Below are 22,063 nucleotides of genomic sequence, written 5' to 3' on the forward strand. Positions count from 1 at the left end.
AATGATCCGGTCTACAGACGCCAAGACCCCCGCCGGCACTGCCTACCGCATCGCCGGCGATGGCAGCCCGCTCGTCCTGATCCATGGCGTGGGGCTCAGCAAGGAGATGTGGGGCGGTCAACTCGCGGGCCTCGCGCCGCGCTACCAGGTGATCGCCTATGACATGCTCGGCCATGGCGAGAGCCAGCGCCCGGCGGCGCAGGCGACGCTCGACGACTATGCCGCGCAGCTCACCGAACTGCTCGATCACCTGGGGCTGGCAACGGCCGTGGTGGTCGGCTTCTCCATGGGCGGCCTGGTGGCCCGGGCCTTCGCCCTCGGCCATCCGCAGCGACTGGACGCCCTGGTGATCCTCAACAGCGTGTTCAATCGCTCGGTGGAGCAGCGAAGCGGGGTCCTGGAGCGAACCCGCCAGGCCGAACTCGAAGGCCCCGACGCCAACCTGGATAGCGCCCTGGCGCGCTGGTTCAGCCGCGAGTACCAGGGCGCCAACCCGGCGCAGATCCAGGCGCTGCGGCAGGCCTTCGCCAGCAATGACCCCCAGGGCTATCTGACCACCTATGCCCTGTTCGCCACCCAGGACCGCTATGGCGCCGAGCGCCTGGACAGCATCCAGGTACCCACCCTGGTGGCCACTGGCGAACTGGACAGCGGCTCGACCCCGGAGATGGCGCGCCAGCTGGCCGCGCGGATTCCGCGCGCGCGCACTGCCGTGCTGGCCGACCAGCGCCATATGATGCCGGTCGAGTCACCCAAGCTGGTCAACGCCCTGCTACTGGACTTCCTCAACGACGCCCTGGCCAAGGCCCCTTCCACTTCCATCAAGGGATACGTGGCATGACCCTGCAACGTTTTCAGATGTGCATCGACGGCGAATGGACCGCGGCCCAGTCGGGCCGTACCTTCGCCAGTCTCGATCCGGCCACCGCGACAGCCTGGGCGGAATTGCCCGACGCCGATGCCGACGACGTCGACCGCGCGGTCCAGGCCGCCCAGCGGGCCTTCGAGGCGCCGGCCTGGCGTGGCCTGACCGCCAGCGCCCGCGGCAAGCTCCTGCGCCGGCTGGGCGATCTCATCGCCGCCAACAAGGAAGCCCTGGCCCAGCTGGAAAGCCGCGACAACGGCAAGCTGATCCGCGAGACCCGCGGCCAGGTCGGCTACCTGCCGGAATTCTTCCACTACACGGCGGGCCTCGCCGACAAGCTCGAAGGCGGCACCCTGCCCCTCGACAAGACCGACCTCTTCGCCTACACCGTGCACGAACCGCTGGGCGTGATCGCCGGCATCGTGCCCTGGAACAGCCCGCTGTACCTGACCGCCATCAAGGTCGCCCCGGCCCTGGCCGCCGGCAACACCGTGGTGATCAAGCCGTCCGAGCATGCCTCGGCCACCATCCTGGAGCTGGCGCGACTGGCCCTGGAAGCCGGCATTCCGCCGGGCGTGTTCAACGTGGTGACCGGTTATGGTCCGGGCGCCGGCGCGGCCCTCACCCGCCATCCGCTGGTGCGCAAGATCGCCTTTACCGGCGGTGCCGCCACGGCCCGCCATGTGGTCCGCGCCAGCGCCGAGAACTTCGCCAAGCTGAGCCTGGAGCTGGGCGGCAAGTCGCCCAACATCATCTTCGCCGACGCCGACCTCGATAGCGCGGTCAACGGCGCGGTGGCCGGTATCTATGCCGCCTCCGGGCAGAGTTGCGTGGCCGGCTCGCGGCTGCTGGTGCAGGACGAGATCTACGACGAATTCATCACCCGACTGGTAGAGCGTGCCCAGCGCATCCGCATCGGCAATCCCCAGGATGACGCCAGCGAGATGGGCCCCATGGCCACCGAGCAGCAGCTCGCCATCGTCGAGCGGCTGGTGGAGGCGGCCCTGGCCGAAGGCGCCACCCTTCGCCTGGGCGGCAAGCGACCCGACACCGGCAGCGCCGGCTGGTACTACGAACCCACCCTGCTGGAATGCGACCGGCACTCGCTGCGCATCATGCAGGAGGAAGTCTTCGGCCCGGTGGCCGCGGTGATCCGCTTCAAGGACGAGGCCGAGGCCCTGCGCCTGGCCAACGACAGCGAGCTGGGACTCGCCGCCGGTATCTGGACCCGCGACCTGGGTCGTGCCCATCGCCTGGCGCGGGATATCCGCTCCGGCATCATCTGGGTCAACACCTATCGCGCGGTCTCGGCCATGGCGCCGATCGGCGGTTTCAAGAACAGCGGCTACGGCCGCGAGAGCGGCATCGACTCTGTTCTGGCCTATACCGAAACCAAAACGGTATGGATCAATCTGTCCCAGGCGCCGATGCCCGATCCCTTTGTAATGCGTTAAACGAGGTTGGCAGTCATGATCGATCCCGCAATCTACAAGCAAGTGATGGGCGCCTTTCCGTCCGGCGTCACCGTGGTCACCACGCTGGACGCCGAGGGCAACCTCGCCGGCCTGACCGCCAGCGCCTTCAGCGCCCTGTCGCTGGACCCGGCGCTGGTGCTCTTCTGCCCCAACTACAGCTCCGACACCTATCCCCTGCTGCGTGACGGCAAGGGCTTCGCCATCCACCTGCTGAGCGCCGAACAGCAGCGTATCGCCTACGCCTTCGCCAGCAAGGGCAAGGACAAGACCCAGGGTATCGAATGGACGCGCAGCGCCCTGGGCAATCCGCTGCTGGCGGACGCCACCGCGGTGATCGAGTGCGAGCTGTGGCGCGAGTACGACGGCGGCGACCACGCCATCATCGTCGGGGCGGTGAAGAATCTCATCGTACCGGACCAGGAGGTGATCCCGATGCTCTATCACCGGGGCCGGATGGGCGCCGCGCCGATCTATGCCTGAGCGGACGGGCCCATGAACGCCTGCAGGGGGCATGCTAGACTTGCCCTCTTACGCCCTGGCGAGCACGCAGGCCCCACGTAGTCGCGTGCCTCGTCGTCGCCTGTAGAACCGGTCCGCCAGAGAGCCCCATGAGACGCGCGCAACTAGACGACAGCTTCAAGATCACCCGCAGCCCGGTCACCCTGCGTGAAATGGTGTGCAATCGCCTGCGCCAGGCGATCCTGAACTTCCAGTTGCTGCCGGGTGACCGCCTGGTGGAGCGCGATCTCTGCGACCGCCTGGGCGTGAGCCGCACCTCGGTGCGCGAGGCCCTGCGTCATCTCGAATCCGAAGGCCTGGTGGAATTCGCCGATGCCCGTGGGCCGCGCGTCGCAATCATCACGCTGGAGGATGCCTGCGACCTCTATGAGCTGCGCTGCGTGCTGGAAGGCCTGATCGTGCAACTCTTCACCCTGCGCGCCGGCCCCAAGGAGATCGCCGCGCTGGAACAGGCCCTGGCGGAAAACCGCGAGGCCCTGGAGGGCGCCGAACTGCCGGAGGTGATCGAGACCGTGCAGAATTTCTACGACGTGCTCATGGAAGGCTGCGGCAACCGCGTCGCCGCCACCCAGCTGCGCCAGTTGCAGGCGCGGGTCAGCTACCTGAGAGCCACCTCGGTCTCCCAGGCCAATCGCCGTCAGGCGAGCAATGCCGAGATGGAGCGCATGGTCGCGGCGATCCGCAGCGGTGATGCCCTGGCCGCCCACCAGGCATCGGTGGATCACGTGCGCGCCGCCGCCAAGGTGGCCCTCGACTACCTGCAGCGGCAGCAGGAGCACCAGGGCGAACAGGCGCGCGAGCTGTTCATCCCCCGCGTGCAGGACGAGCCGCGCATCGAACGCTAGCCGTCTTCGGCCAGACGCGGCAGTGCCGTGCCTGGCCGCCTCTCTCAGAGTCCTTCGACGATGAAGATCTCGGCCCGAGCCGCCGTCTGCCGGTGCCCGCAGGCGTCCTGATACTCCGCCGAGCGATAGCAGGCCAGGGCCTGTTCGTAGGAATCGAATTCGATCACCACCCGGCGCGTCGCCCAGCCTTCGCCTTCCAGCTGCTCGGCGCGTCCGCCCCGGGCGAGGAAGCGACCGCCGTAGCGGGCGAAGGCCGCCGGGGCGCGCTCCGTATAGCCGCGATAAGCCTCGGGATCGGTCACATCGACCTCTGCAATCCAATAACCTTTCATGGCACCTTGCCTCTTTCGCTGCGATTTGTCTCATGGTATACCAGATTACATAGCAATCCAGAACCCTGAGAGGTTGTCGTGGCCATCCATCCCATCGAAGCGATCATCGAGGATTTCCGTGCCGGCAAGATGGTCATCCTGGTCGATGACGAAGACCGCGAGAACGAGGGCGACATCCTGCTCGCCGCCGATGCCTGCACCCCGGCGGCGATCAGCTTCATGGCGCGCGAAGCCCGCGGCCTGATCTGCCTGACGCTGACCGAAGAACGCTGCCGCCAGCTCAACCTGATGCAGATGGTCAGCGACAACGGCACCGTCCACGGCACCGCCTTCACCGTGTCCATCGAAGCCGCCACGGGCGTCACCACCGGTATCTCGGCGGCGGACCGAGCGCGCACCATCGAAGCGGCGGTGGCGCCGGATGCCACCCCGCGCGATCTGGTCCAGCCCGGCCACATCTTTCCCCTGCGCGCTCGCGACGGCGGCGTGCTGACTCGCGCCGGCCATACTGAGGCCGGGTGCGACCTGGCACGGCTGGCCGGTCGCGATCCTTCGGCCGTGATCGTCGAGGTGATGAACGACGATGGCAGCATGGCCCGCCGACCGGACCTGGAGCGCTTCGGCGAACGCCACGGCATCAAGCTGGGCACCATCGCCGACCTCATCCATTACCGACTGCGCCATGAACACACCGTCACCCGCATCGGCGAAAGCGAATTGCCGACGGTGCACGGCACCTTCCGCCTGCTGACCTACGAGGACCGCATCGAGGGCGGCGTGCACCTGGCCATGGTGATGGGCGACATCGACCGCGAGACCCCCACCCTGGTCCGCGTCCATGCCCTGGACCCGTTGCGCGACCTGGTCGGCGCCGAATACAGCGGCCCGCCGAGCTGGACCCTGTGGGCTGCTCTGGAACGCGTCGCCCAGGAAGGCCACGGCATCGTGGTGGTGCTCGCCAACCATGAATCCTCCCAGGCATTGCTGGCCAGGGTGCCCTCGCTGACCCAACCCAAGCGGCTGTTCGAGCGCTCCCAGTCGCGCATCTATGCCGAGGTGGGCACCGGGGCGCAAATCCTGCAAGACCTGGGCGTCGGGCGTATCCGCCACCTGGGTCTGCCGCTGCGCTATGCCGGCCTGACCGGGTACGAACTGGAGATCGTCGAGACCCTGCCGTTCCCTGGCTGAAGCGCCTTTCAGAGGCCTTTGACAGGCTTGTAAAAAGTTTGGAATACCATAATATCGGATTATGCCAGGGCTCGTGACAAACGGGCTCGATAGAACAAGTCCAAGGCCTCCCTATTCTGGCCCCTGGCCGCACTGCTCTTAGAACGGACGAGGCATCCCTGCCGCGTCGATCCAATAACAGAGAGGGCATCAAGATGTTGCTGAAGCGCAAAGTCGTATCCATTGCCGTCGCCGGCCTGCTCGCCACCCTGGGCGTCCAGGCCCAGGCGGAAAGCCTCAACTTCACCAGCTGGGGCGGCACTACCCAGGACGCTCAGAAGAAAGCCTGGGCCGGCCCCTTCACCCAGCAGACCGGCATCCAGGTGGTGCAGGACGGCCCCACCGACTACGGCAAGCTGCAGGCCATGGTGCAGAGTGGCAATGTGCAATGGGACGTGGTCGACGTGGAGGCGGACTTCGCCCTGCGCGCCGCCCAGCAGGGCCTGCTGGAGCCGCTGGACTTCAAGACCATCGACCGCAGCAGGATCGATCCGCGCTTCGTCAACGATCATGCCGTGGGCTCCTTCTTCTTCTCCTTCGTGCTCAGCTACAACCAGGGCAAGCTGGGCAGCAAGCAGCCACAGGACTGGTCGGCGCTGTTCGACACCACCACCTATCCCGGCAAGCGAGCACTCTACAAGTGGCCGAGCCCCGGCGTGCTGGAACTGGCCCTGCTGGCCGATGGGGTGCCCAAGGACAAGCTCTATCCGCTGGACCTGGATCGCGCCTTCAAGAAGCTCGACACCATCAAGAAGGACATCGTCTGGTGGGGCGGCGGCGCCCAGTCGCAGCAGCTGCTCGCCTCTGGTGAAGCGACCCTGGGGCAGTTCTGGAACGGCCGGGTCTATGCCCTGCAGCAGGACGGCGCGCCGGTGGGCGTGAGCTGGAAGCAGAATCTGGTCATGGCCGACATGCTGGTGGTGCCCAAGGGGGCCAAGAACAAGGAGGCGGCGATGAAATTTCTCGCCGAGGCCAGCGGCGCCCGCGGCCAGGCCGAGTTCGCCAACCTCACCGCCTACGCGCCGGTCAACCTCGACAGCGTCGCCAAACTGACCCCGGACCTGGCCAAGAATCTGCCCACCGCCTACGGCAGCGAGCAGGTCACCCTGGACTTCGCCTATTGGGCCCAGCACGGTGGCGAGATCGCCAGTCGCTGGAACGAATGGCTGGTGAAATGACATGTCCGCCTCCAGCTCCAGCCGGGCGGTGCTCGGCTCCGCCAAGGACACCCCGCGTCCGCTGAGCGACCCGGCGCGGACCCGGGGTGAACGCGCCGTACGCTGGAAGGGGGCGAGTCACCTCGTCCCTGCCCTGCTGTTCCTCGGCCTGTTCTTCCTGGTTCCGTTGATCGGTCTGCTCCTGCGCGGGTTCCTCGAACCCGTGCCGGGCCTCGGCAACTACCAGACGCTGTTCGCCAACGGTGCCTATGCCCAGGTATTGCTCAACACCTTCGGCGTCGCCGCGCTGGTGACGCTCTTCAGCGTGCTGATCGGCTTTCCGCTGGCCTGGACCATTACCCTGATGCCACGCGGCTGGGGCCGCTGGCTGTTCAACATCGTGCTGCTGTCGATGTGGACCAGCCTGCTGGCCCGCACCTACGCCTGGCTGGTGCTGCTGCAGGGTTCGGGGGTGATCAACAAGCTGCTCATGGCGATGGGGCTGATCGACGAGCCCTTGGCCATGGTCAACAACCTGACCGGGGTGGTGATCGGCATGACCTACATCATGATCCCCTTCATCGTGCTGCCCTTGCAGGCGACCCTTCAGGCCATGGACCCCATGGTGCTGCAGGCCGGCGCCATCTGCGGCGCCAGTCCCTGGACCAACTTCCGCAAGGTGTTCCTGCCGATGTGCCGTTCCGGCCTGGGCTCGGGTGCGCTGATGGTGTTCGTCATGTCGCTCGGCTACTACGTCACCCCCGCGCTGCTGGGTGGGGCGCAGAACATGATGCTGCCGGAATTCATCATCCAGCAGGTGCAGTCGTTCCTCAACTGGGGTCTGGCCAGCGCCGCCGCGGCGTTGCTCATCGTCATCGCCCTGGTGCTGTTCGCCCTCTATCTCAGGCTGCAACCGGAATCCCCGGTCGACCCCCAGAACGCGAGGTAACCCCATGCTGCTCACTCCAAGTGCCCTCGGCTGGCGGCTGCGCGGTGGCCTGCTGCTGGTCACCGGCGCCATCGCCGCGGTGCTCCTGCTGCCCATCGTCTTCATCGTGCTGCTGTCGTTCGGCTCCTCCCAGTGGCTGGTCTTCCCGCCACCGGGCTGGACGCTGAAGTGGTACCAGCAATTCTTCGCCAACCCGGAATGGATGCAGGCGGCGCTGGCCAGCCTCAAGGTGGCGCTGCTGACCACCCTGGTCTCGGTGGCCCTGGCGGTACCCTGCGCCTTCGCCCTGGTACGCGGCAAATTTCCCGGGCGCAAGACGCTCTATGCGGTCTTCACCCTGCCGATGATCGTGCCGCTGGTGGTGATCGCCGTGGCCATCTATGCGCTGTTCCTGCGTCTGGGCTACACCGGCACCCTGCTGGCCTTCGTGGTCAGCCACGTGATCGTCGCCCTGCCCTTCGCGCTGATCGCCGTCATCAATTCGCTCAAGCTGTTCGATCAGTCCATCGAGGATGCCGCGGTGATCTGCGGTGCCTCGCGCCTGCAGGCGATCTACCGGGTGACCCTGCCTGGCATCTGGCCGGGGGTGTTCGCCGGGGCTCTATTTGCCTTCCTGGTGTCCTGGGACGAGGTGGTGCTGAGCGTGATGATGGCCAGCCCCAACCTGCAGACCCTGCCGGTGAAGATGTGGGCGACCCTGCGCCAGGACCTGACGCCGGTGATCGCCGTGGCCTCCACCGTGCTGATCGGCCTTTCCCTGCTGGTGATGCTCGCGGCTGCCCTGCTGCGCCGCCGCCAACCCCTTTCCCGCTGAGCTCCCGGAGCCTGCCATGAGCGCCGTACTCCAGAACCACACCCCCGCGGCCCCGCTGGTCCGCCTGCAGAACCTCAACAAGCACTACGGCGACTTCACCGCCGTGGACGATCTCACGCTGGACATCCAGGAGGGTGAATTCCTCACCTTCCTCGGCTCCAGCGGTTCCGGCAAGTCCACCACCCTGTCGATGCTGGCCGGCTTCGAGACCCCCAGCTCCGGCGCCATCAGCGTCGCCGGTCGCTCGCTGCTGCGGGTGCCGCCACACCAGCGCGACATCGGCATGGTGTTCCAGCGCTATTCGCTGTTTCCGCACCTCTCGGTGCGCGACAACATCGGTTTCCCCCTGGACATCCGCAAGGTCGGCGCGGCCGAGCGCAACCAGCGGGTCGACGCCATGCTGCGCCTGGTGCAGCTCGATGCCTTCGCCCATCGGCGGCCGGCGCAGCTCTCCGGCGGCCAGCAGCAGCGGGTGGCCATCGCCAGGGCGCTGGTCTATGAACCGCGCATCCTGCTGATGGACGAACCCCTCGGCGCCCTGGACAAGAAGCTCCGCGAAGACCTGCAGGACGAATTGCGCCAGCTGCACCGGCGACTGGGAATCACCATCGTCTACGTGACCCACGACCAGGAAGAAGCCCTGCGGCTGTCGCAGCGCATCGCCATCTTCAGTCACGGGCGCATCGTCGGCCTGGGCAGTGGCTACGACCTCTACCAGAATCCGCCGAATGCCTTCGTCGCGGCCTTCCTCGGCAACTCCAACTTCCTCAAGGTCACCGCCCGGGCCCAGGCCCATTGCACCTTCGAAGGTCAGGAGCTGGCGATGCGCCCGACCGCCGGCTTCAGACCGGAGCAGGCGTTGCTGCTGATGCTGCGACCGGAAAAGCTGCAGCTGCTGACTACCGAACAGGCCGCGACCCTGCCCATGCCGGCGGGCTGGAACGAGATCCCGGCACGGGTCGGCGAGGCACTGTTCCTGGGCGAGAGCCAGAGCTGCATGCTGCAGACCGCGGGGGGCGCCCAGTTGATGGTCAAGTCGCTGGCCCATGCCCAGGGCCTGCAGCCTGGCCAGGTGGTACGGCTGCGCTGGGCGGCCAGCGATGCCTGCGTCTATACCGAGTGGAACGAAGCCGACCTGAGCAAGGCCGCCGCGCACTGAAGTCCCTGCATGGCAGCGCGGATCGCCGCCCTGCCTTCGTTACCCGCCGAGCGCGATCCGACCGGCCAGGTCAGCGGCCTCACCTCCCAGCGCGCGGCGTTCCTCCCTGCATGACCCACCTCGCGCGTCCGGATCCGGGCGCGCGCAGCACGCCGGATCGCCGGCAGCGGGTTGGCGAAGGCCAGGACCCGCACTGACGTTCGCGAGGAGAGCGCTCGCCGCAGCCGCCTTCGCCCGGCGAGCCTCATCCGCCCCTGTGGAGGGTCGAGGCCTTTGACGTGCCTACAGGCGGAAGCGACTGATCCGGGCGGTCAATTCCGCACCCAGCTGTCCCAGTTCCGCGCTGGCCGCGGACATCTCCTGGCTGGAACTGACACTGGCTTCCGCCAGGGCCTCGACGACGGCGACGCTCTGCCCGACCTCACCGGCGACCCGGCTCTGCTCTTCGGCGGCGGCCGCGATCTGCAGGTTCATCGCCTGCATGCTCGTGACCTGGCTGCCGATGAGTTGCAACGCCTCGCCAGCGTGCTGGATCAGGGTCACCGCCTGGCCGGTCTGCGAACGACTGGCGTCCATGCGCGCCGCGGCCTGAGCGGCGCGGCCACGCAGATCGGCGACGCTGCGCTCGATCTCGGTGACCGACTGCTGGGTGCTACGAGCCAGGTTGCGCACCTCGTCCGCCACCACCGCGAAGCCACGTCCGGCCTCCCCGGCGCGGGCCGCCTCGATGGCCGCGTTGAGCGCCAGCAGGTTGGTCTGCTCGGCGACCGCCTTGATGACCCCGGTGACCGTGCCGATACGCTCGCTCTCGCGCAACAGCGCATCCATCGCCGTGGCGGCCTGCACCATCTCCTGCACCAGCGCGTCAACCGCGGTGATCGCCTGGCGTACCCGTGCATCGCCATCGTCCGCCGCGCGCTCGACCTGCCGAGAGGTCTGGGACGCCATTTCGGCATGGGTGGCCACCTCCTGGGCACTGGCGGTCAACTGCACGATGGCGGTAGCCACCAGGCGCGTTTCCTGGCCCTGGCGTTCCACTCCGTCACGCGTCCGCTCGGCGCTGCCGGTGAGCCCCTGAGCCGCGCCTTGCAGCTGCGTGGTGCTCTCCCGGACCTGGCCGACCAGCTCGCGCAAGCCGGCGGTCATCTCGCCCATGCTGGCCTGCAACTGACCGAGTTCGTCCCGCCGCGTCACCGGCGGCACGGACGACAGATCACCACCGGCGATGCGCCGGGCCTGCTGCAGCGAGGCGCGCAGCGGCTGCATCAGTTGGCGGGTGATGAGCCAGCCGGCCAGCAGACCGGCCAGCAACGCCAGCACGCTGATCAGCGCCAGCCAGCGATAGGCCTGCTCGCTGGCCGCCTCGCGCTGGACGATGGTCTGGCGCACCAGCTGGCGCCCGGTGTCGAGCAGGCGGTCTTCCAGGCCGCGCAGTGCCTCGGCGGCCTGGGCGGCCTGCTGGTTGGCCTGCTGGAAGGTGCCTATGGAGTCCTGGTAATGCAGCAGTGCCTCTTCGGCCCGCCGCAGGATGGGCGCGTCGCGGCTGGAGGCACTGGCCAGGCGGCGTTGCAGTTCGGCGACCGTGGCCGTCATGTCGGCATTCGCCTTGGCCTCCTGGGCGGGATCGCCACCGAGCAGGTAGCGCTGCAGGCTGTACCTCACCTCGCGCAGGCGGCGCTCCAGTACGCCGATGGCCCGGAATTGGCCGAGTCGCTGGCCGGGATAGAGTTCGGGTGCTTCGTTGGTGGCCAGGTTCTGCTCGATCTCACCCACGCCCTGCAACGCTTCGTCGGCACGGGTGCCGAGCAGGGTCGCCGCTTCACCGCGCCGCTTATAGGCGCTCACCTGAGCGGTAAAGGTCTGCGCATAGGCAGCGGCCAATTCGCTCTGCGCGTCGAGCAGGTGCTGGCTGGCGGCGTCCAGGCCCAGCCGCTGCAATGCCGCCTGCTGCTCGCGCAAGGCGGCCAGACGCGCCGTCACCGGCTGGGCCACGGCTTCGCCGACCGCCTGGGCATAGGCCTGCCGGGCGATGCCCAGGTCCTTCGCCGCCTCGGTGAGTTCACCGATGGCCGCCAGGCGGTCGCCGCTGCGCGCCAGCAGGCCGATGGTGCTCCACCCGGTCGCGGCGATGGCCAGGGTCAGCAGCAGGACGCTGCCAAAACCCAGGGCCAGCTTGAGGGTCGTCTTCAGATCCTTGAACCAGGTGCGCATACCCATCTCCTTATCGAAGCGAGGCTCTTGGCAAGCCCCGGCTGAACCACCCAATAGATGGATTATGGTATACCAACCGACATTCAAGGCGTCGTCCTTTGTCTCCGCCAGCGCCACGTTCATCCGGTCCGACGGAAGCCCTGTTGCGGGGTGCGCCTAACGTTCACGGGCCTCGCCACTCGCCGACACCAGGAACTGGCGAAACGCCTGGGCACCGGCCCCTAGGCGGTCTTCGGGACTCCAGATTAGGCCCAACTCCATGGGCGGGATGGCGTCGGCCACCGGCCGGGCTTCCAGTTTGCGGCCTTCCAGCGACCAGCCGCGATAGAGCATGTCGGAGAGGATGGTCACGCCGAAGCCATGGGCGACCAGGCCGCGCAGGGACTCCATGGACGAGGTCTTGAACACCACGTTGGGCGCAAGACCCGCCGCGTGCCAGTAGCGCAGGGTCGAGGTCTCGCCTTCGTCCACCGTGGCGAGGATGTAGGGATAGGGAGCGATGTCGGCCAGGGTGACGCGCTCCGCTGCCAGCAGCGGATGGGCGCTGGGCAGCCAGAGCTGGCGCGGCGAGCGCATCAGGAGATGACGTTCGAAGGGCTGGGTGGCGTCGACGTTGGAGATGACGGTGAGGCCCAGCTCCAGGGTGCCATCGGTGATGCCGGCCTCGATGCTGGGCCGGTCCATGTCGCGCAGGTCGATGTCGATCTGCGGATAGCTGCGCTTGAAGCGCGCCAGCAGGGTCGGCAGGTAGTAGCCGAGCACCGCATAGGAGGCGCCGACGCGCGCCTGGCCAGTCAGGGCATGGCTCTGGAACAGTGGCTGGCTGACGGCGTCCTGCAGGGTGTCGAGGATGTGCCGGGCATGGTGATAGAACTGATGCCCCTCGGCCGTGAGCTTGACGCCGTGGGGCAGGCGCTCGAATAGCCGCACGGCGAGCAGCGCCTCCAGCTGGCTGACCGCCGTGGTGACCGCCGACTGGCTGACGTTGACCGCGCTGGCGGCCAGGGAAAACTGGCTGTTCTCGGCGGCGGCGACGAAGTAGCGCAGCTGCCGCATCGAAATATCCTTGAGCACTGCCATCTGATTTTCCAATACCTGGATTCTATTTTTATCGTTTCACGATAGCGCATTTCCTCTCCTAGACTCAGAGGCACAGGCGCGCCGCCTTCCTCTCGCGGTCGCCATGACAAGAATAATGAACAGGAGGACGGACCATGCGCGCCCTGGCGCCCGCGTTCCTCAGCCGCGCTCCGTGCGCACCCTTGTCCTGCCGTCGGCCGCCCTGCCCGACGGTTTTCCAGCGTCCACCTGCGCGCCACGCCCGCGCCTGGCCATCAGCGCTGCCCCGTCCTGTTTCTTTCAGCTCCGCGCCGTACCGGGTGGCCGCCCCATGCGCGCCCGATCGGCCGACCGCTCTCACCCGACAATCCCAACAACAGGTGACCCCATGAGCTACCCGAGTCTCAACTTCGCCCTGGGCGAGACCCTCGATCTGCTGCGCGATCAGGTGCGCACCCTGGTCGCCCGCGAGGTAGCGCCTCGCGCGGGCGAGATCGATGCCAGCAACAGCTTTCCCATGGACCTGTGGCGCACCTTTGGTGACCTGGGCTTGCTCGGCATCACCGTGGGCGAGGAATACGGCGGCTCCGGACTCGGCTATCTGGCCCATGCGGTGGCCATGGAGGAGATCAGCCGCGGCTCCGCCTCGGTCGCCCTGTCCTATGGCGCCCACTCCAATCTCTGTGTCAACCAGGTCCACCGCAATGGCAGCGCCGAGCAGAAGGCGCGCTACCTGCCCCGGCTGGTCAGCGGCGAGCACATTGGCGCCCTGGCCATGAGCGAACCCAATGCCGGCTCGGACGTGGTCTCCATGAAGCTGCGCGCCGACCGCCGCGGCGATCGCTTCGTGCTCAACGGCAGCAAGACCTGGATCACCAACGGGCCCGATGCCCACACCTATGTCATCTATGCCAAGACCGAGCCGGAGAAGGCTGCCCATGGCATCACCGCCTTCATCGTCGAGCGTGACTGGACCGGTTTCAGCCGCGGCAGCAAGTTCGACAAGCTGGGCATGCGCGGCTCCAACACCTGCGAGCTGTTCTTCGACGACGTGGAGGTGCCGGAGGAAAACGTGCTGGGCCAGGTCAATGGCGGGGTCAGGGTGCTGATGAGCGGCCTGGACTACGAGCGCGTGGTCCTCGCCGGCGGCCCGGTGGGCATCATGCAGGCCTGCCTGGACGTGGTCCTGCCCTACGTCCATGACCGCAAGCAATTCGGCCAGAGCATCGGCGAATTCCAGCTGATCCAGGGCAAGGTGGCCGACCTCTACACCGGCCTCGCCGCCAGCCGCGCCTATCTCTATGCGGTGGCCCAGGCCTGCGACCGCGGCGAGACCACCCGCAAGGACGCTGCCGGGGTGATCCTCTATACCGCCGAGAAGGCTACCCAGATGGCGCTGGAAGCCATCCAGATCCTGGGTGGCAACGGCTATATCAACGAATACCCCACCGGCCGCCTGCTGCGCGACGCCAAGCTCTACGAGATCGGCGCCGGCACCAGTGAGATTCGCCGCATGCTGATCGGCCGCGAGCTGTTCAACGAAACCCGGTGAGGACGCCTTAATGACCGTGCTGACCTCCACCCTGAACCGGCGCACCCCGGACTACCAGCGCAACGCCGCCGCCATGGCAGCGCAGCTGGCCCGGCTCGACCAATTGCTGGCGCGCATCCGCGAAGGCGGCGGTACCAAGGCCCAGGCGCGCCATACCGCGCGCGGCAAGCTGCTGCCCCGCCAGCGCATCGATCTCCTGCTGGACCCGGGCTCGCCCTTCCTGGAGATCGGCGCCCTGGCCGCCCTCGACGTCTACGAGGAAGAGGTACCGGCCGCCGGGGTGGTGGCCGGCATCGGCCGCATCGAGGGCGTCGAGTGCATGATCATCGCCAACGACGCCACCGTGAAAGGCGGCTCCTACTATCCGCTGACGGTGAAAAAGCACCTGCGCGCCCAGGCCATCGCCCTGCAGAATCGCCTGCCCTGCCTCTATCTGGTGGACTCCGGCGGCGCCAACCTGCCGCGCCAGGAAGACGTCTTCCCCGACCGCGAGCACTTCGGGCGGATCTTCTTCAACCAGGCGACCATGAGCGCCCAGGGTATCCCGCAGATCGCCGTGGTCATGGGCTCCTGCACCGCCGGCGGCGCCTATGTGCCGGCCATGAGCGACGAGACCATCATGGTGCGCCAGCAGGCCACCATCTTTCTCGCCGGCCCGCCACTGGTGAAGGCCGCCACCGGCGAGGTGGTCAGCGCCGAGGAACTGGGCGGCGCCGATGTCCACTGCCGTACCTCCGGCGTGGCCGATCACTACGCCGAGAACGACGCCCATGCCCTGGCCCTGGCGCGGCGCTGCATCGCCAACCTCAACTGGCGCAAGCTGGGCGAGCTGCAACTGAAGACGCCCAGCGCACCGCTGTATCCGGCCGAGGAGCTGCACGGCCTGGTCCCGGTCGATCCCAAGCAGCCGCTGGAGGTGCGCGAGGTGATCGCGCGGCTGGTGGACGGCAGCGTCTTCGATGAATTCAAGGCGCAATTCGGTACCACGCTGGTCTGCGGCTTCGCTCATCTGCACGGCCATCCGGTGGCCATCCTCGGCAACAACGGCATCCTCTTCGCCGAATCGGCGCAGAAAGGCGCGCACTTCATCGAACTGGCCTGCCAACGCCGCATCCCGCTGCTGTTCCTGCAGAACATCACCGGCTTCATGGTCGGCAAGAAATATGAAGAAGGCGGCATCGCCAAGCACGGTGCCAAGCTGGTTACCGCGGTGGCCTGCGCCCGGGTGCCCAAGTTCACCGTGATCATCGGTGGCAGCTTTGGCGCCGGCAACTACGGCATGTGCGGTCGCGCCTACGATCCACGCTTCCTGTGGATGTGGCCCAACGCGCGCATCGGCGTGATGGGCGCCGAGCAGGCGGCCGGGGTGCTGGTGCAGGTCAAGCGCGAGCAGGCCGAACGGGCCGGCGAGGCCTTCGACGACGAAGAGGCGGCGCGCATCAAGGGCCCCATCGTCGAGCAGTACGAGCGCCAGGCCCATGCCCATTACTCCAGCGCGCGGTTGTGGGATGACGGGGTGATCGACCCGGCCCAGACCCGCGAGGTCCTCGCCCTGGCCCTGTCGGCCAGTCTCAACGCCCCGCTCGAGCCGACGACCTTCGGCATCTTCCGGATGTAGGCCATGACTGACTTCCACACCCTGGAACTGATCCGCGATCCGCGCGGCTTCGCCACCCTCTGGCTCGACCGTCCGGATCGCCACAATGCCCTGGATGCGCAGCTGATCGCCGAGCTGGGCACCGTGCTGGCCGAGATCGCCAGCGATCAGGAACTGCGCTTCCTGCTCCTGCGCGGCCGCGGGCGGCACTTCTGCGCCGGCGCCGACCTGGCCTGGATGCAGGCCTCGGCCAATCTGGACGCCGCCGCCAACCGCGCCGACAGCGAGCGGCTGGCCGAGGTGATGTATCGCCTGCAGGCCCTGCCGCTGCCCACCCTGGCGGTGGTCCAAGGCGCGGCCTTTGGCGGCGCCGTGGGCCTGGTCAGCTGCTGCGACCTGGCCCTGGCCGCCAGTGACGCTACCTTCTGCCTGTCGGAGGTGCGCATCGGCCTGGTGCCGGCGGTCATCGGCCCCTTCGTGATCCGCGCCTTGGGCGAGCGGGCAGCGCGGCGCTACATGCTCGGCGCCGAGCGCTTTTCCGGCGAACGCGCCGCCGAGCTGGGCCTGGTGGCCGAGACCGCCGCGACCGCCGACCTGGAGGCCCTGGTCGAGGCCTGGATCGCCCGGCTGCTGGAAAATGGCCCCCAGGCATTGCGCGCCTGCAAGCGGCTGCTGGACGGCGCTGGCGAAGGCACACCCAGCGCCCAGGTGCGCTCGTTCACCGAGAGCCTGATCGCCGCCGTGCGCGTCACCCCCGAAGCCCAGGAAGGCCTGCAGGCCTTCCTGGAAAAACGTCGCCCCGCCTGGCAGGAGAACTCGCCATGACCTTCGACCGTCTGCTGGTCGCCAACCGCGGCGAGATCGCCTGTCGGGTGATGCGCACCGCCAAGGCCCTCGGCCTGGGCACCGTCGCCGTGCACAGCGCCATCGATGCTGGCGCCCGTCACGTGCGCCAGGCCGACCAGGCGGTGGACCTGGGCGGGACCAAGCCGGCCGACAGCTATCTGCTGGGCGAGCGCATCATCGCCGCCGCCCTGACCACCGGCGCCCAGGCGATCCATCCCGGCTACGGCTTTCTCTCCGAGAACGCCGCCTTCGCCGAGGCGGTGGCCGCGGCCGGGCTGGTCTTCGTCGGGCCACCCGCGGCAGCGATCCGCGCCATGGGCAGCAAGTCCGCGGCCAAGGCGCTGATGACCGACGCCGGAGTGCCCCTGGTGCCGGGGTATCACGGCGAGGACCAGTCCCTGGCCAGCTTTCGCGACGCCGCGGCGCGCATCGGCTATCCGGTGCTGCTCAAGGCCACCGCCGGCGGCGGCGGCAAGGGCATGAAGATCGTCGAGCGCGAAGCCGACCTGGCCGAAGGCCTCGCCTCGGCCCAGCGCGAAGCGCGCGCGGCCTTTGGCGATGCGCGGATGCTGGTGGAGAAATACGTGCTGCAACCGCGCCACGTGGAGATCCAGGTCTTCGCCGACGGGCACGGCCACTGCCTCTATCTCAACGAACGCGACTGTTCCATCCAGCGCCGTCACCAGAAGGTGATCGAGGAAGCCCCCGCGCCGGGTCTTACGCCCGCGTTGCGCCGGGCTATGGGCGAGGCGGCGGTGCAGGCGGCCCAGGCCATCGGCTACGTCGGCGCCGGCACCGTGGAATTCCTGCTCGACGCCCGCGGCGACTTCTTCTTCATGGAGATGAATACCCGGTTGCAGGTGGAGCACCCGGTCACCGAGGCCATCACCGGTCTGGACCTGGTGGCCTGGCAGCTGCGCGTGGCCGCTGGCGAGCCCCTGCCCCTCACCCAGGCCCAGGTGCCGCTGCACGGCCATGCCATCGAGGTACGGCTCTATGCCGAGGACACCGACCAGGGCTTCCTGCCGGCCTCGGGCACCCTGCAGCTCTATCGCGAGCCGGCGGCCGGTCCAGGGCGGCGGGTGGACAGCGGCGTGGAGGAAGGCGACGAGGTGTCGCCCTTCTACGATCCCATGCTGGCCAAGCTGATCGCCTGGGGCGACAACCGCGAACAGGCGCGCAAGCGCTTGCTGGCCATGCTCGACGACACCGCGGTGGGCGGCTTCGCCACCAACCTCGCCTTCCTGCAGCGCCTGCTCGCCCATCCGGCCTTTGCCGCGGCCGAGCTGGACACCGGCTTCATCGAGCGTCACCGGGATGCCTTGCTGCCCGCACCCGGAGAGCTGACCGACGCCTTCTGGACATTGGCGGCCCAGGCCTGGCTGGCAACGCTGCCGGCCCATGCCGATTCGACGTCACCCTGGGCTTCCCGCCAGGGCTGGCGCCTGGGTGGGCCATCACTTGTCTCGCTACGCCTGGCCTGTCGCGGAGAGGTGCGCGCCGTCGCCCTGCCCGGTTCGGCGGCGGTCGAGCTGAATGGTGATCGCCTCCACTGGCAGGCCGAGGGCATCCGTCAGAGCACACACATCCATCGCCGTGGGCAAACGCTGTTTATGGAGTGGCAGAACCGCCTCGAAGCCGTCACCTGGGCCGATCCGCTGGCCGAGGCCAAGCGCCAGGCCGATGCAGGCGGACTCACGGCACCGATGAACGCCAGCGTGGTCGCCGTACCGGTGGCCGTCGGCGACACCGTGGAAGCCGGCGCACCGCTGGTGGTGCTGGAGGCGATGAAGATGGAGCACAGCATCCGCGCGCCCCGTGCGGGCGTCGTGGCCGCGCTGTTCTGCAGCCCTGGCGAACTGGTGGCCGAGGGCACTGCCCTGGTGGAACTGGAGGAGGCCGCACCATGAGCGAGGCCCTGCCGTCCCGGGTGCGGGTGGTCGAGGTCGGGCCACGCGATGGCCTGCAAAACGAGCCCCGGGCGCTGGGCGTCGCCGAGCGCATCCAGCTGTGCAAGACGCTAATCGCCAGCGGCGTGCAGCATCTGGAAGTGGGTAGCTTCGTCTCGCCCCGCTGGGTGCCGCAGATGGCCGGGACCGCCGAGGTACTGGCGGGACTCGGGCGGCCGCCGGGCGTGGTCCGTTCGGTGCTGGTGCCCAATATGCAGGGCTTCGAGGCCGCCCTGGCTACGGGAGTGGATGAGATCGCCGTCTTCGCCGCTGCCTCGGAGGGCTTCTCCGAGCGCAATATCAATTGCTCCATCGCCGAGAGCCTGGCGCGCTTCGTGCCCGTGGTCGAGGGCGCGCGGGCGGCGGGCATCCGGGTCCGCGGCTATGTGTCCTGTGTGCTGGGCTGCCCCTACGACGGCGCGATCGCCCCGGACCAGGTGGCCAGCGTGACCCGCGAGCTGCTGGAGCTGGGCTGCGCCGAGGTCTCCCTGGGCGATACCATCGGCGTCGGCACCCCGGGCCGCACCCGGGCGCTCTGGCAGCGAGTCGGTCGGGAGGTGCCGCTCGGCCGCCTGGCCGGGCATTTCCACGACACCTATGGCCAGGCCCTGGCCAACGTCTACGCCAGCCTGCTCGAAGGCATCGCGGTGTTCGACAGCTCCGTCGCCGGGCTGGGCGGCTGTCCCTATGCCCGGGGCGCCAGCGGCAATGTCGCCAGCGAGGACCTGGTCTATCTGCTGGATGGCCTGGGCCTGGCGACCGGCGTCGACCTCGCCAGACTGGTCGAGGCCGGGCAGGACGTCTCCGCCCTGCTGGGTCGATCCAATCAGTCGCGGGTCGGCCGCGCCCGGGCGGCGCGAGCGGTCGACTAGCAGGGGCGCTGGCGAGCGCCCATGGCAACCGCCGGGGCTTGCTCCCATAATGGCGGCCTCTCTCACCCAAGGACCCGCTTTGGCCAGGAAGTCCCGACGCGAACTCGCCCAGCTCGATGGCACCACCGAGCTGCCCCTCACCGTGCGCGAGGTCGCCCTCGCCGCCGGGGTGTCGCCCATTACCGTGTCCCGGGCCCTGCACCGACCGAGCCTGGTGAGCGCCGCCACCCGCGAGCATGTCCTGGCCGTGGTCAAGGAGCTGGGCTACGTGCCCAATCTGCTGGCGGGCAGCCTCGCCTCCAGCAAGAGCCGGCTGGTGGCCATCCTCCTGCCCACCATCGCCAATTCCATCTACGCCACCGTGGTGCAGGCGATCATGGATCGCCTCACCGAGGCGGGCTACCAGGCGCTGATCGGTCCCACCGGCTATTCGCCGGAAAAGGAAGAGGAATTGCTGGAAGCCATCCTTGGCCGCCGCCCCGATGGCATCGTCCTCACCGGCACCCTGCACACCCCAGCCAGTCGCGCACGGCTGGCGGCGCTGAACATCCCGGTGGTGGAAGCCTGGGACCTGAGCGCCGAGGCCCTGGACATGCAGGTGGGCTTTTCCCACGAGCAGGTCGGCGTCGCCCTGGCGGAGCACTTCGTCGCCCGTGGCTATCGCCGCTTCGGGGTGATCTCGGTGGACGATCCCCGCGCCATGCGCCGCAACCTGGCCCTGCAGGCCCGCCTGGTGGCGCTGGGCATCCCCGAACTGCCCATGGAGGTGCTGCCGCTGCCCGCCACCTGGGAAGTCGGCCGGATCGGCCTGGCGCGCCTGCTGGAACGCCCCGAGCCGCCGGAGCTGGTGCTGTGCAGCTCCGACACCCTGGCCCTGGGCGTGGTCGCCGAGGCCAGCAGCCGCGGCCTGCGCATTCCCGCGCAACTGGCGGTGGTCGGCTTCGGCGACACCACCAATGGCCGCTTCGCTACCCCGGCGCTGTCCACGGTCAGCGTCAATGCCGACGCCATGGGCCAGCGGGTCGCCCAGGCGCTGCTCGACCGTCTCGCGGGCGAGCAGACCGCGGTGAGTCTCGATACCGGTTTCGCCCTGATCGAGCGGCAGAGCTCCTAGCGGATTTTTTGCACGCGGCCACAGATTTAGCGGTTGAATGATAACGTTATCTGTTTAATGATAGCGCTATCGTTGTCAGACGACTTACAACATAAGCCCGCTACACGATGTCAGCCCGCACACAAAAACAAACCAGTGGGAGCTCTCCATGCACGAAACCAAGCAGACGCGCGTCCGCTATCTGATCCTGTTCATGCTGTTCGTCGTGACCACGATCAACTACGCCGACCGCGCCACCATTTCCATCGCCGGCTCCGCCCTGCAAAAAGACCTCGGCATCAGTGCCGTCTCTCTCGGCTTCATCTTCTCCGCCTTCGGTTGGGCCTATGTGCTCGGCCAGATCCCCGGCGGCTGGCTGCTCGATCGCTTCGGTTCGAAGAAGGTCTATGCGGCGAGCATCTTCACCTGGTCGGTGTTCACCATGCTGCAAGGCTACATCGGTGAATTCGGCATCGGCACCGCGGTATTCCTGCTGTTCGCCCTGAGATTCATGGTCGGCCTGGCCGAAGCACCCTCCTTCCCCGGCAACGCCCGCATCGTCGCCGCCTGGTTCCCCACCAAGGAGCGCGGCACCGCCTCGGCGATCTTCAACTCGGCGCAGTACTTCGCCACCGTGCTGTTCGCGCCGCTGATGGGCTGGATCGTCTACCACTTCGGCTGGCAGCACGTCTTCGTGGTGATGGGCGCCCTGGGTATCGCCTTCTCGGCGGTCTGGCTGGCGGTGATCTACAGCCCCCGCGAACATCCCCGCGCCAATGCCGCCGAGATCGACTACATCGCCAGCAACGGCGGCCTGGTCGACCTGGACACTCCCGGCAAGAAGAGCGAAGGCCCGAAGTGGAGCTACATCGGCCAGCTGCTGACCAATCGCATGATGGCCGGCATCTACCTGGGCCAGTTCTGCATCAACGCCCTCACCTACTTCTTCCTCACCTGGTTCCCCGTCTACCTGGTGCAGGAACGCGGCATGACCATCCTCAAGGCCGGCATCATCGCCTCCCTGCCGGCCATCTGCGGCTTCATCGGCGGCGTGCTCGGCGGGGTCATCTCCGACTACCTGCTGCGCCGCGGCAGCAGCCTGAGCGTGGCGCGCAAGACCCCCATCGTCGCCGGCATGCTGCTGTCGATGAGCATGATCCTCTGCAACTACGTCGACGCCGACTGGATGGTGGTGGGCTTCATGGCCATGGCCTTCTTCGGCAAGGGCATCGGCGCCCTGGGCTGGGCGGTGGTTTCCGACACCTCGCCCAAGCAGATCGCCGGCCTCTCCGGTGGCCTGTTCAACACCATCGGCAACCTGTCCTCCATCACCACCCCGATCATCATCGGCTACATCATCGCCGCCACCGGCTCGTTCAAGATGGCCCTGGTGTTCGTCGGTGCCAACGCCCTGGTGGCGGCCATCAGTTACCTGTTCGTCGTCGGCGAGATCAAGCGTGTCGAGTTGCGCGGTGTGCCCACGCCGCCCGCCGAAGCCCCGCTCGCCGCTGAAACCCCTCGCTGATCACCAAGGAGCCCGAC

General features: G+C 67.9%; 19 protein-coding genes and 1 pseudogene. 16 read left to right on the top strand and 4 right to left on the bottom strand.

Features of this window, described 5'->3' with window-relative positions:
• Position 1 precedes the first annotated feature (1 nt).
• From OMP44_RS09975 to OMP44_RS09990, 4 genes are all read left to right on the top strand, one after another.
• The gene (locus OMP44_RS09975) at positions 2 to 841 is read left to right on the top strand and encodes an alpha/beta fold hydrolase (protein ID WP_280307593.1); all 840 of its coding nucleotides are present in this window, start codon (positions 2 to 4) and stop codon (positions 839 to 841) included.
• Positions 838 to 2,319: an aldehyde dehydrogenase gene (locus tag OMP44_RS09980; RefSeq protein WP_280307595.1), complete on the top strand. Its 1,482-nt coding sequence runs from the start codon at positions 838 to 840 to the stop codon at positions 2,317 to 2,319. The genes OMP44_RS09975 and OMP44_RS09980 overlap by 4 nt, the downstream gene beginning before the upstream one ends.
• Before the next feature lie 15 nt (positions 2,320 to 2,334).
• Positions 2,335 to 2,820: a flavin reductase family protein gene (locus OMP44_RS09985; RefSeq protein WP_059315038.1), complete on the top strand. Its 486-nt coding sequence runs from the start codon at positions 2,335 to 2,337 to the stop codon at positions 2,818 to 2,820.
• Positions 2,821 to 2,948: 128 nt separating this feature from the next.
• On the top strand, positions 2,949 to 3,704 hold the full coding sequence (locus tag OMP44_RS09990; RefSeq protein WP_133860693.1) for a GntR family transcriptional regulator: 756 nt from the start codon (positions 2,949 to 2,951) through the stop codon (positions 3,702 to 3,704).
• 44 nt (positions 3,705 to 3,748) lie between these two features.
• On the opposite strand, the gene OMP44_RS09995 is transcribed toward OMP44_RS09990, so the two are convergent.
• On the bottom strand, positions 3,749 to 4,036 hold the full coding sequence (locus OMP44_RS09995; RefSeq protein ID WP_059315040.1) for a DUF1330 domain-containing protein: 288 nt from the start codon (positions 4,034 to 4,036) through the stop codon (positions 3,749 to 3,751).
• Between the two features lie 78 nt (positions 4,037 to 4,114).
• On the opposite strand from OMP44_RS09995, the gene ribBA reads away from it, so the two are divergent.
• The 5 genes from ribBA to OMP44_RS10020 all read left to right on the top strand — a co-directional run bounded on the left by ribBA (position 4,115) and on the right by OMP44_RS10020 (position 9,342).
• Complete coding sequence (gene ribBA, locus OMP44_RS10000) at positions 4,115 to 5,224, top strand: bifunctional 3,4-dihydroxy-2-butanone-4-phosphate synthase/GTP cyclohydrolase II (protein WP_133860695.1); 1,110 nt, start codon at positions 4,115 to 4,117, stop codon at positions 5,222 to 5,224.
• Positions 5,225 to 5,418: 194 nt separating this feature from the next.
• Positions 5,419 to 6,441 carry an ABC transporter substrate-binding protein gene (locus OMP44_RS10005; protein WP_280307598.1) on the top strand — a complete coding sequence of 341 codons (1,023 nt, stop codon included), beginning with the start codon at positions 5,419 to 5,421 and terminating at the stop codon, positions 6,439 to 6,441.
• Between the two features lies 1 nt (position 6,442).
• A complete protein-coding gene (locus OMP44_RS10010) occupies positions 6,443 to 7,369 on the top strand; it encodes an ABC transporter permease (protein WP_133860697.1) in 927 nt (308 codons plus the stop codon).
• A 4-nt stretch (positions 7,370 to 7,373) separates the two neighbouring features.
• Positions 7,374 to 8,183, top strand: coding sequence for an ABC transporter permease (locus tag OMP44_RS10015; RefSeq protein ID WP_133860698.1), 810 nt, complete (start codon positions 7,374 to 7,376; stop codon positions 8,181 to 8,183).
• Between the two features lie 16 nt (positions 8,184 to 8,199).
• A complete protein-coding gene (locus OMP44_RS10020; RefSeq protein WP_280307600.1) occupies positions 8,200 to 9,342 on the top strand; it encodes an ABC transporter ATP-binding protein in 1,143 nt (380 codons plus the stop codon).
• 282 nt (positions 9,343 to 9,624) lie between these two features.
• Here OMP44_RS10020 and OMP44_RS24950 read toward each other — a convergent pair whose 3' ends face one another.
• From OMP44_RS24950 to OMP44_RS10030, 3 genes and pseudogenes are all read right to left on the bottom strand, one after another.
• Positions 9,625 to 10,497, bottom strand: coding sequence for a methyl-accepting chemotaxis protein (locus tag OMP44_RS24950; protein ID WP_372240107.1), 873 nt, complete (start codon positions 10,495 to 10,497; stop codon positions 9,625 to 9,627).
• A pseudogene (locus OMP44_RS24955) lies at positions 10,480 to 11,676 on the bottom strand (methyl-accepting chemotaxis protein); the annotation flags it as partial. The gene OMP44_RS24950 and the pseudogene OMP44_RS24955, both read right to left, overlap by 18 nt.
• Positions 11,677 to 11,709: 33 nt before the next feature.
• Positions 11,710 to 12,633: a LysR family transcriptional regulator gene (locus OMP44_RS10030; protein WP_280307602.1), complete on the bottom strand. Its 924-nt coding sequence runs from the start codon at positions 12,631 to 12,633 to the stop codon at positions 11,710 to 11,712.
• Between the two features lie 367 nt (positions 12,634 to 13,000).
• On the opposite strand from OMP44_RS10030, the gene OMP44_RS10035 reads away from it, so the two are divergent.
• From OMP44_RS10035 to OMP44_RS10065, 7 genes are all read left to right on the top strand, one after another.
• Entirely contained in the window at positions 13,001 to 14,164 is a 1,164-nt protein-coding gene (locus tag OMP44_RS10035; protein ID WP_280307603.1) for an isovaleryl-CoA dehydrogenase, read from the top strand.
• Positions 14,165 to 14,174: 10 nt separating this feature from the next.
• Complete coding sequence (locus OMP44_RS10040; RefSeq protein WP_280307604.1) at positions 14,175 to 15,782, top strand: carboxyl transferase domain-containing protein; 1,608 nt, start codon at positions 14,175 to 14,177, stop codon at positions 15,780 to 15,782.
• Positions 15,783 to 15,785: 3 nt separating this feature from the next.
• Positions 15,786 to 16,586, top strand: coding sequence for an enoyl-CoA hydratase-related protein (locus tag OMP44_RS10045; RefSeq protein WP_280307605.1), 801 nt, complete (start codon positions 15,786 to 15,788; stop codon positions 16,584 to 16,586).
• Positions 16,583 to 18,517 carry an ATP-binding protein gene (locus OMP44_RS10050; RefSeq protein WP_280307606.1) on the top strand — a complete coding sequence of 645 codons (1,935 nt, stop codon included), beginning with the start codon at positions 16,583 to 16,585 and terminating at the stop codon, positions 18,515 to 18,517. The genes OMP44_RS10045 and OMP44_RS10050 overlap by 4 nt, the downstream gene beginning before the upstream one ends.
• Positions 18,514 to 19,428: a hydroxymethylglutaryl-CoA lyase gene (locus OMP44_RS10055; protein WP_280307608.1), complete on the top strand. Its 915-nt coding sequence runs from the start codon at positions 18,514 to 18,516 to the stop codon at positions 19,426 to 19,428. Before OMP44_RS10050 ends, OMP44_RS10055 begins: the two co-directional genes overlap by 4 nt.
• A 79-nt stretch (positions 19,429 to 19,507) precedes the next feature.
• Complete coding sequence (locus OMP44_RS10060) at positions 19,508 to 20,542, top strand: LacI family DNA-binding transcriptional regulator (protein WP_273862054.1); 1,035 nt, start codon at positions 19,508 to 19,510, stop codon at positions 20,540 to 20,542.
• Positions 20,543 to 20,690: 148 nt separating this feature from the next.
• Complete coding sequence (locus OMP44_RS10065; RefSeq protein WP_133860710.1) at positions 20,691 to 22,046, top strand: MFS transporter; 1,356 nt, start codon at positions 20,691 to 20,693, stop codon at positions 22,044 to 22,046.
• Positions 22,047 to 22,063: the final 17 nt, after the last annotated feature.

It is taken from the genome of Pseudomonas flavocrustae (genome assembly GCF_029872515.1).
Classification (GTDB): Bacteria; Pseudomonadota; Gammaproteobacteria; order Pseudomonadales; family Pseudomonadaceae; genus Chryseomonas; species Chryseomonas aestiva.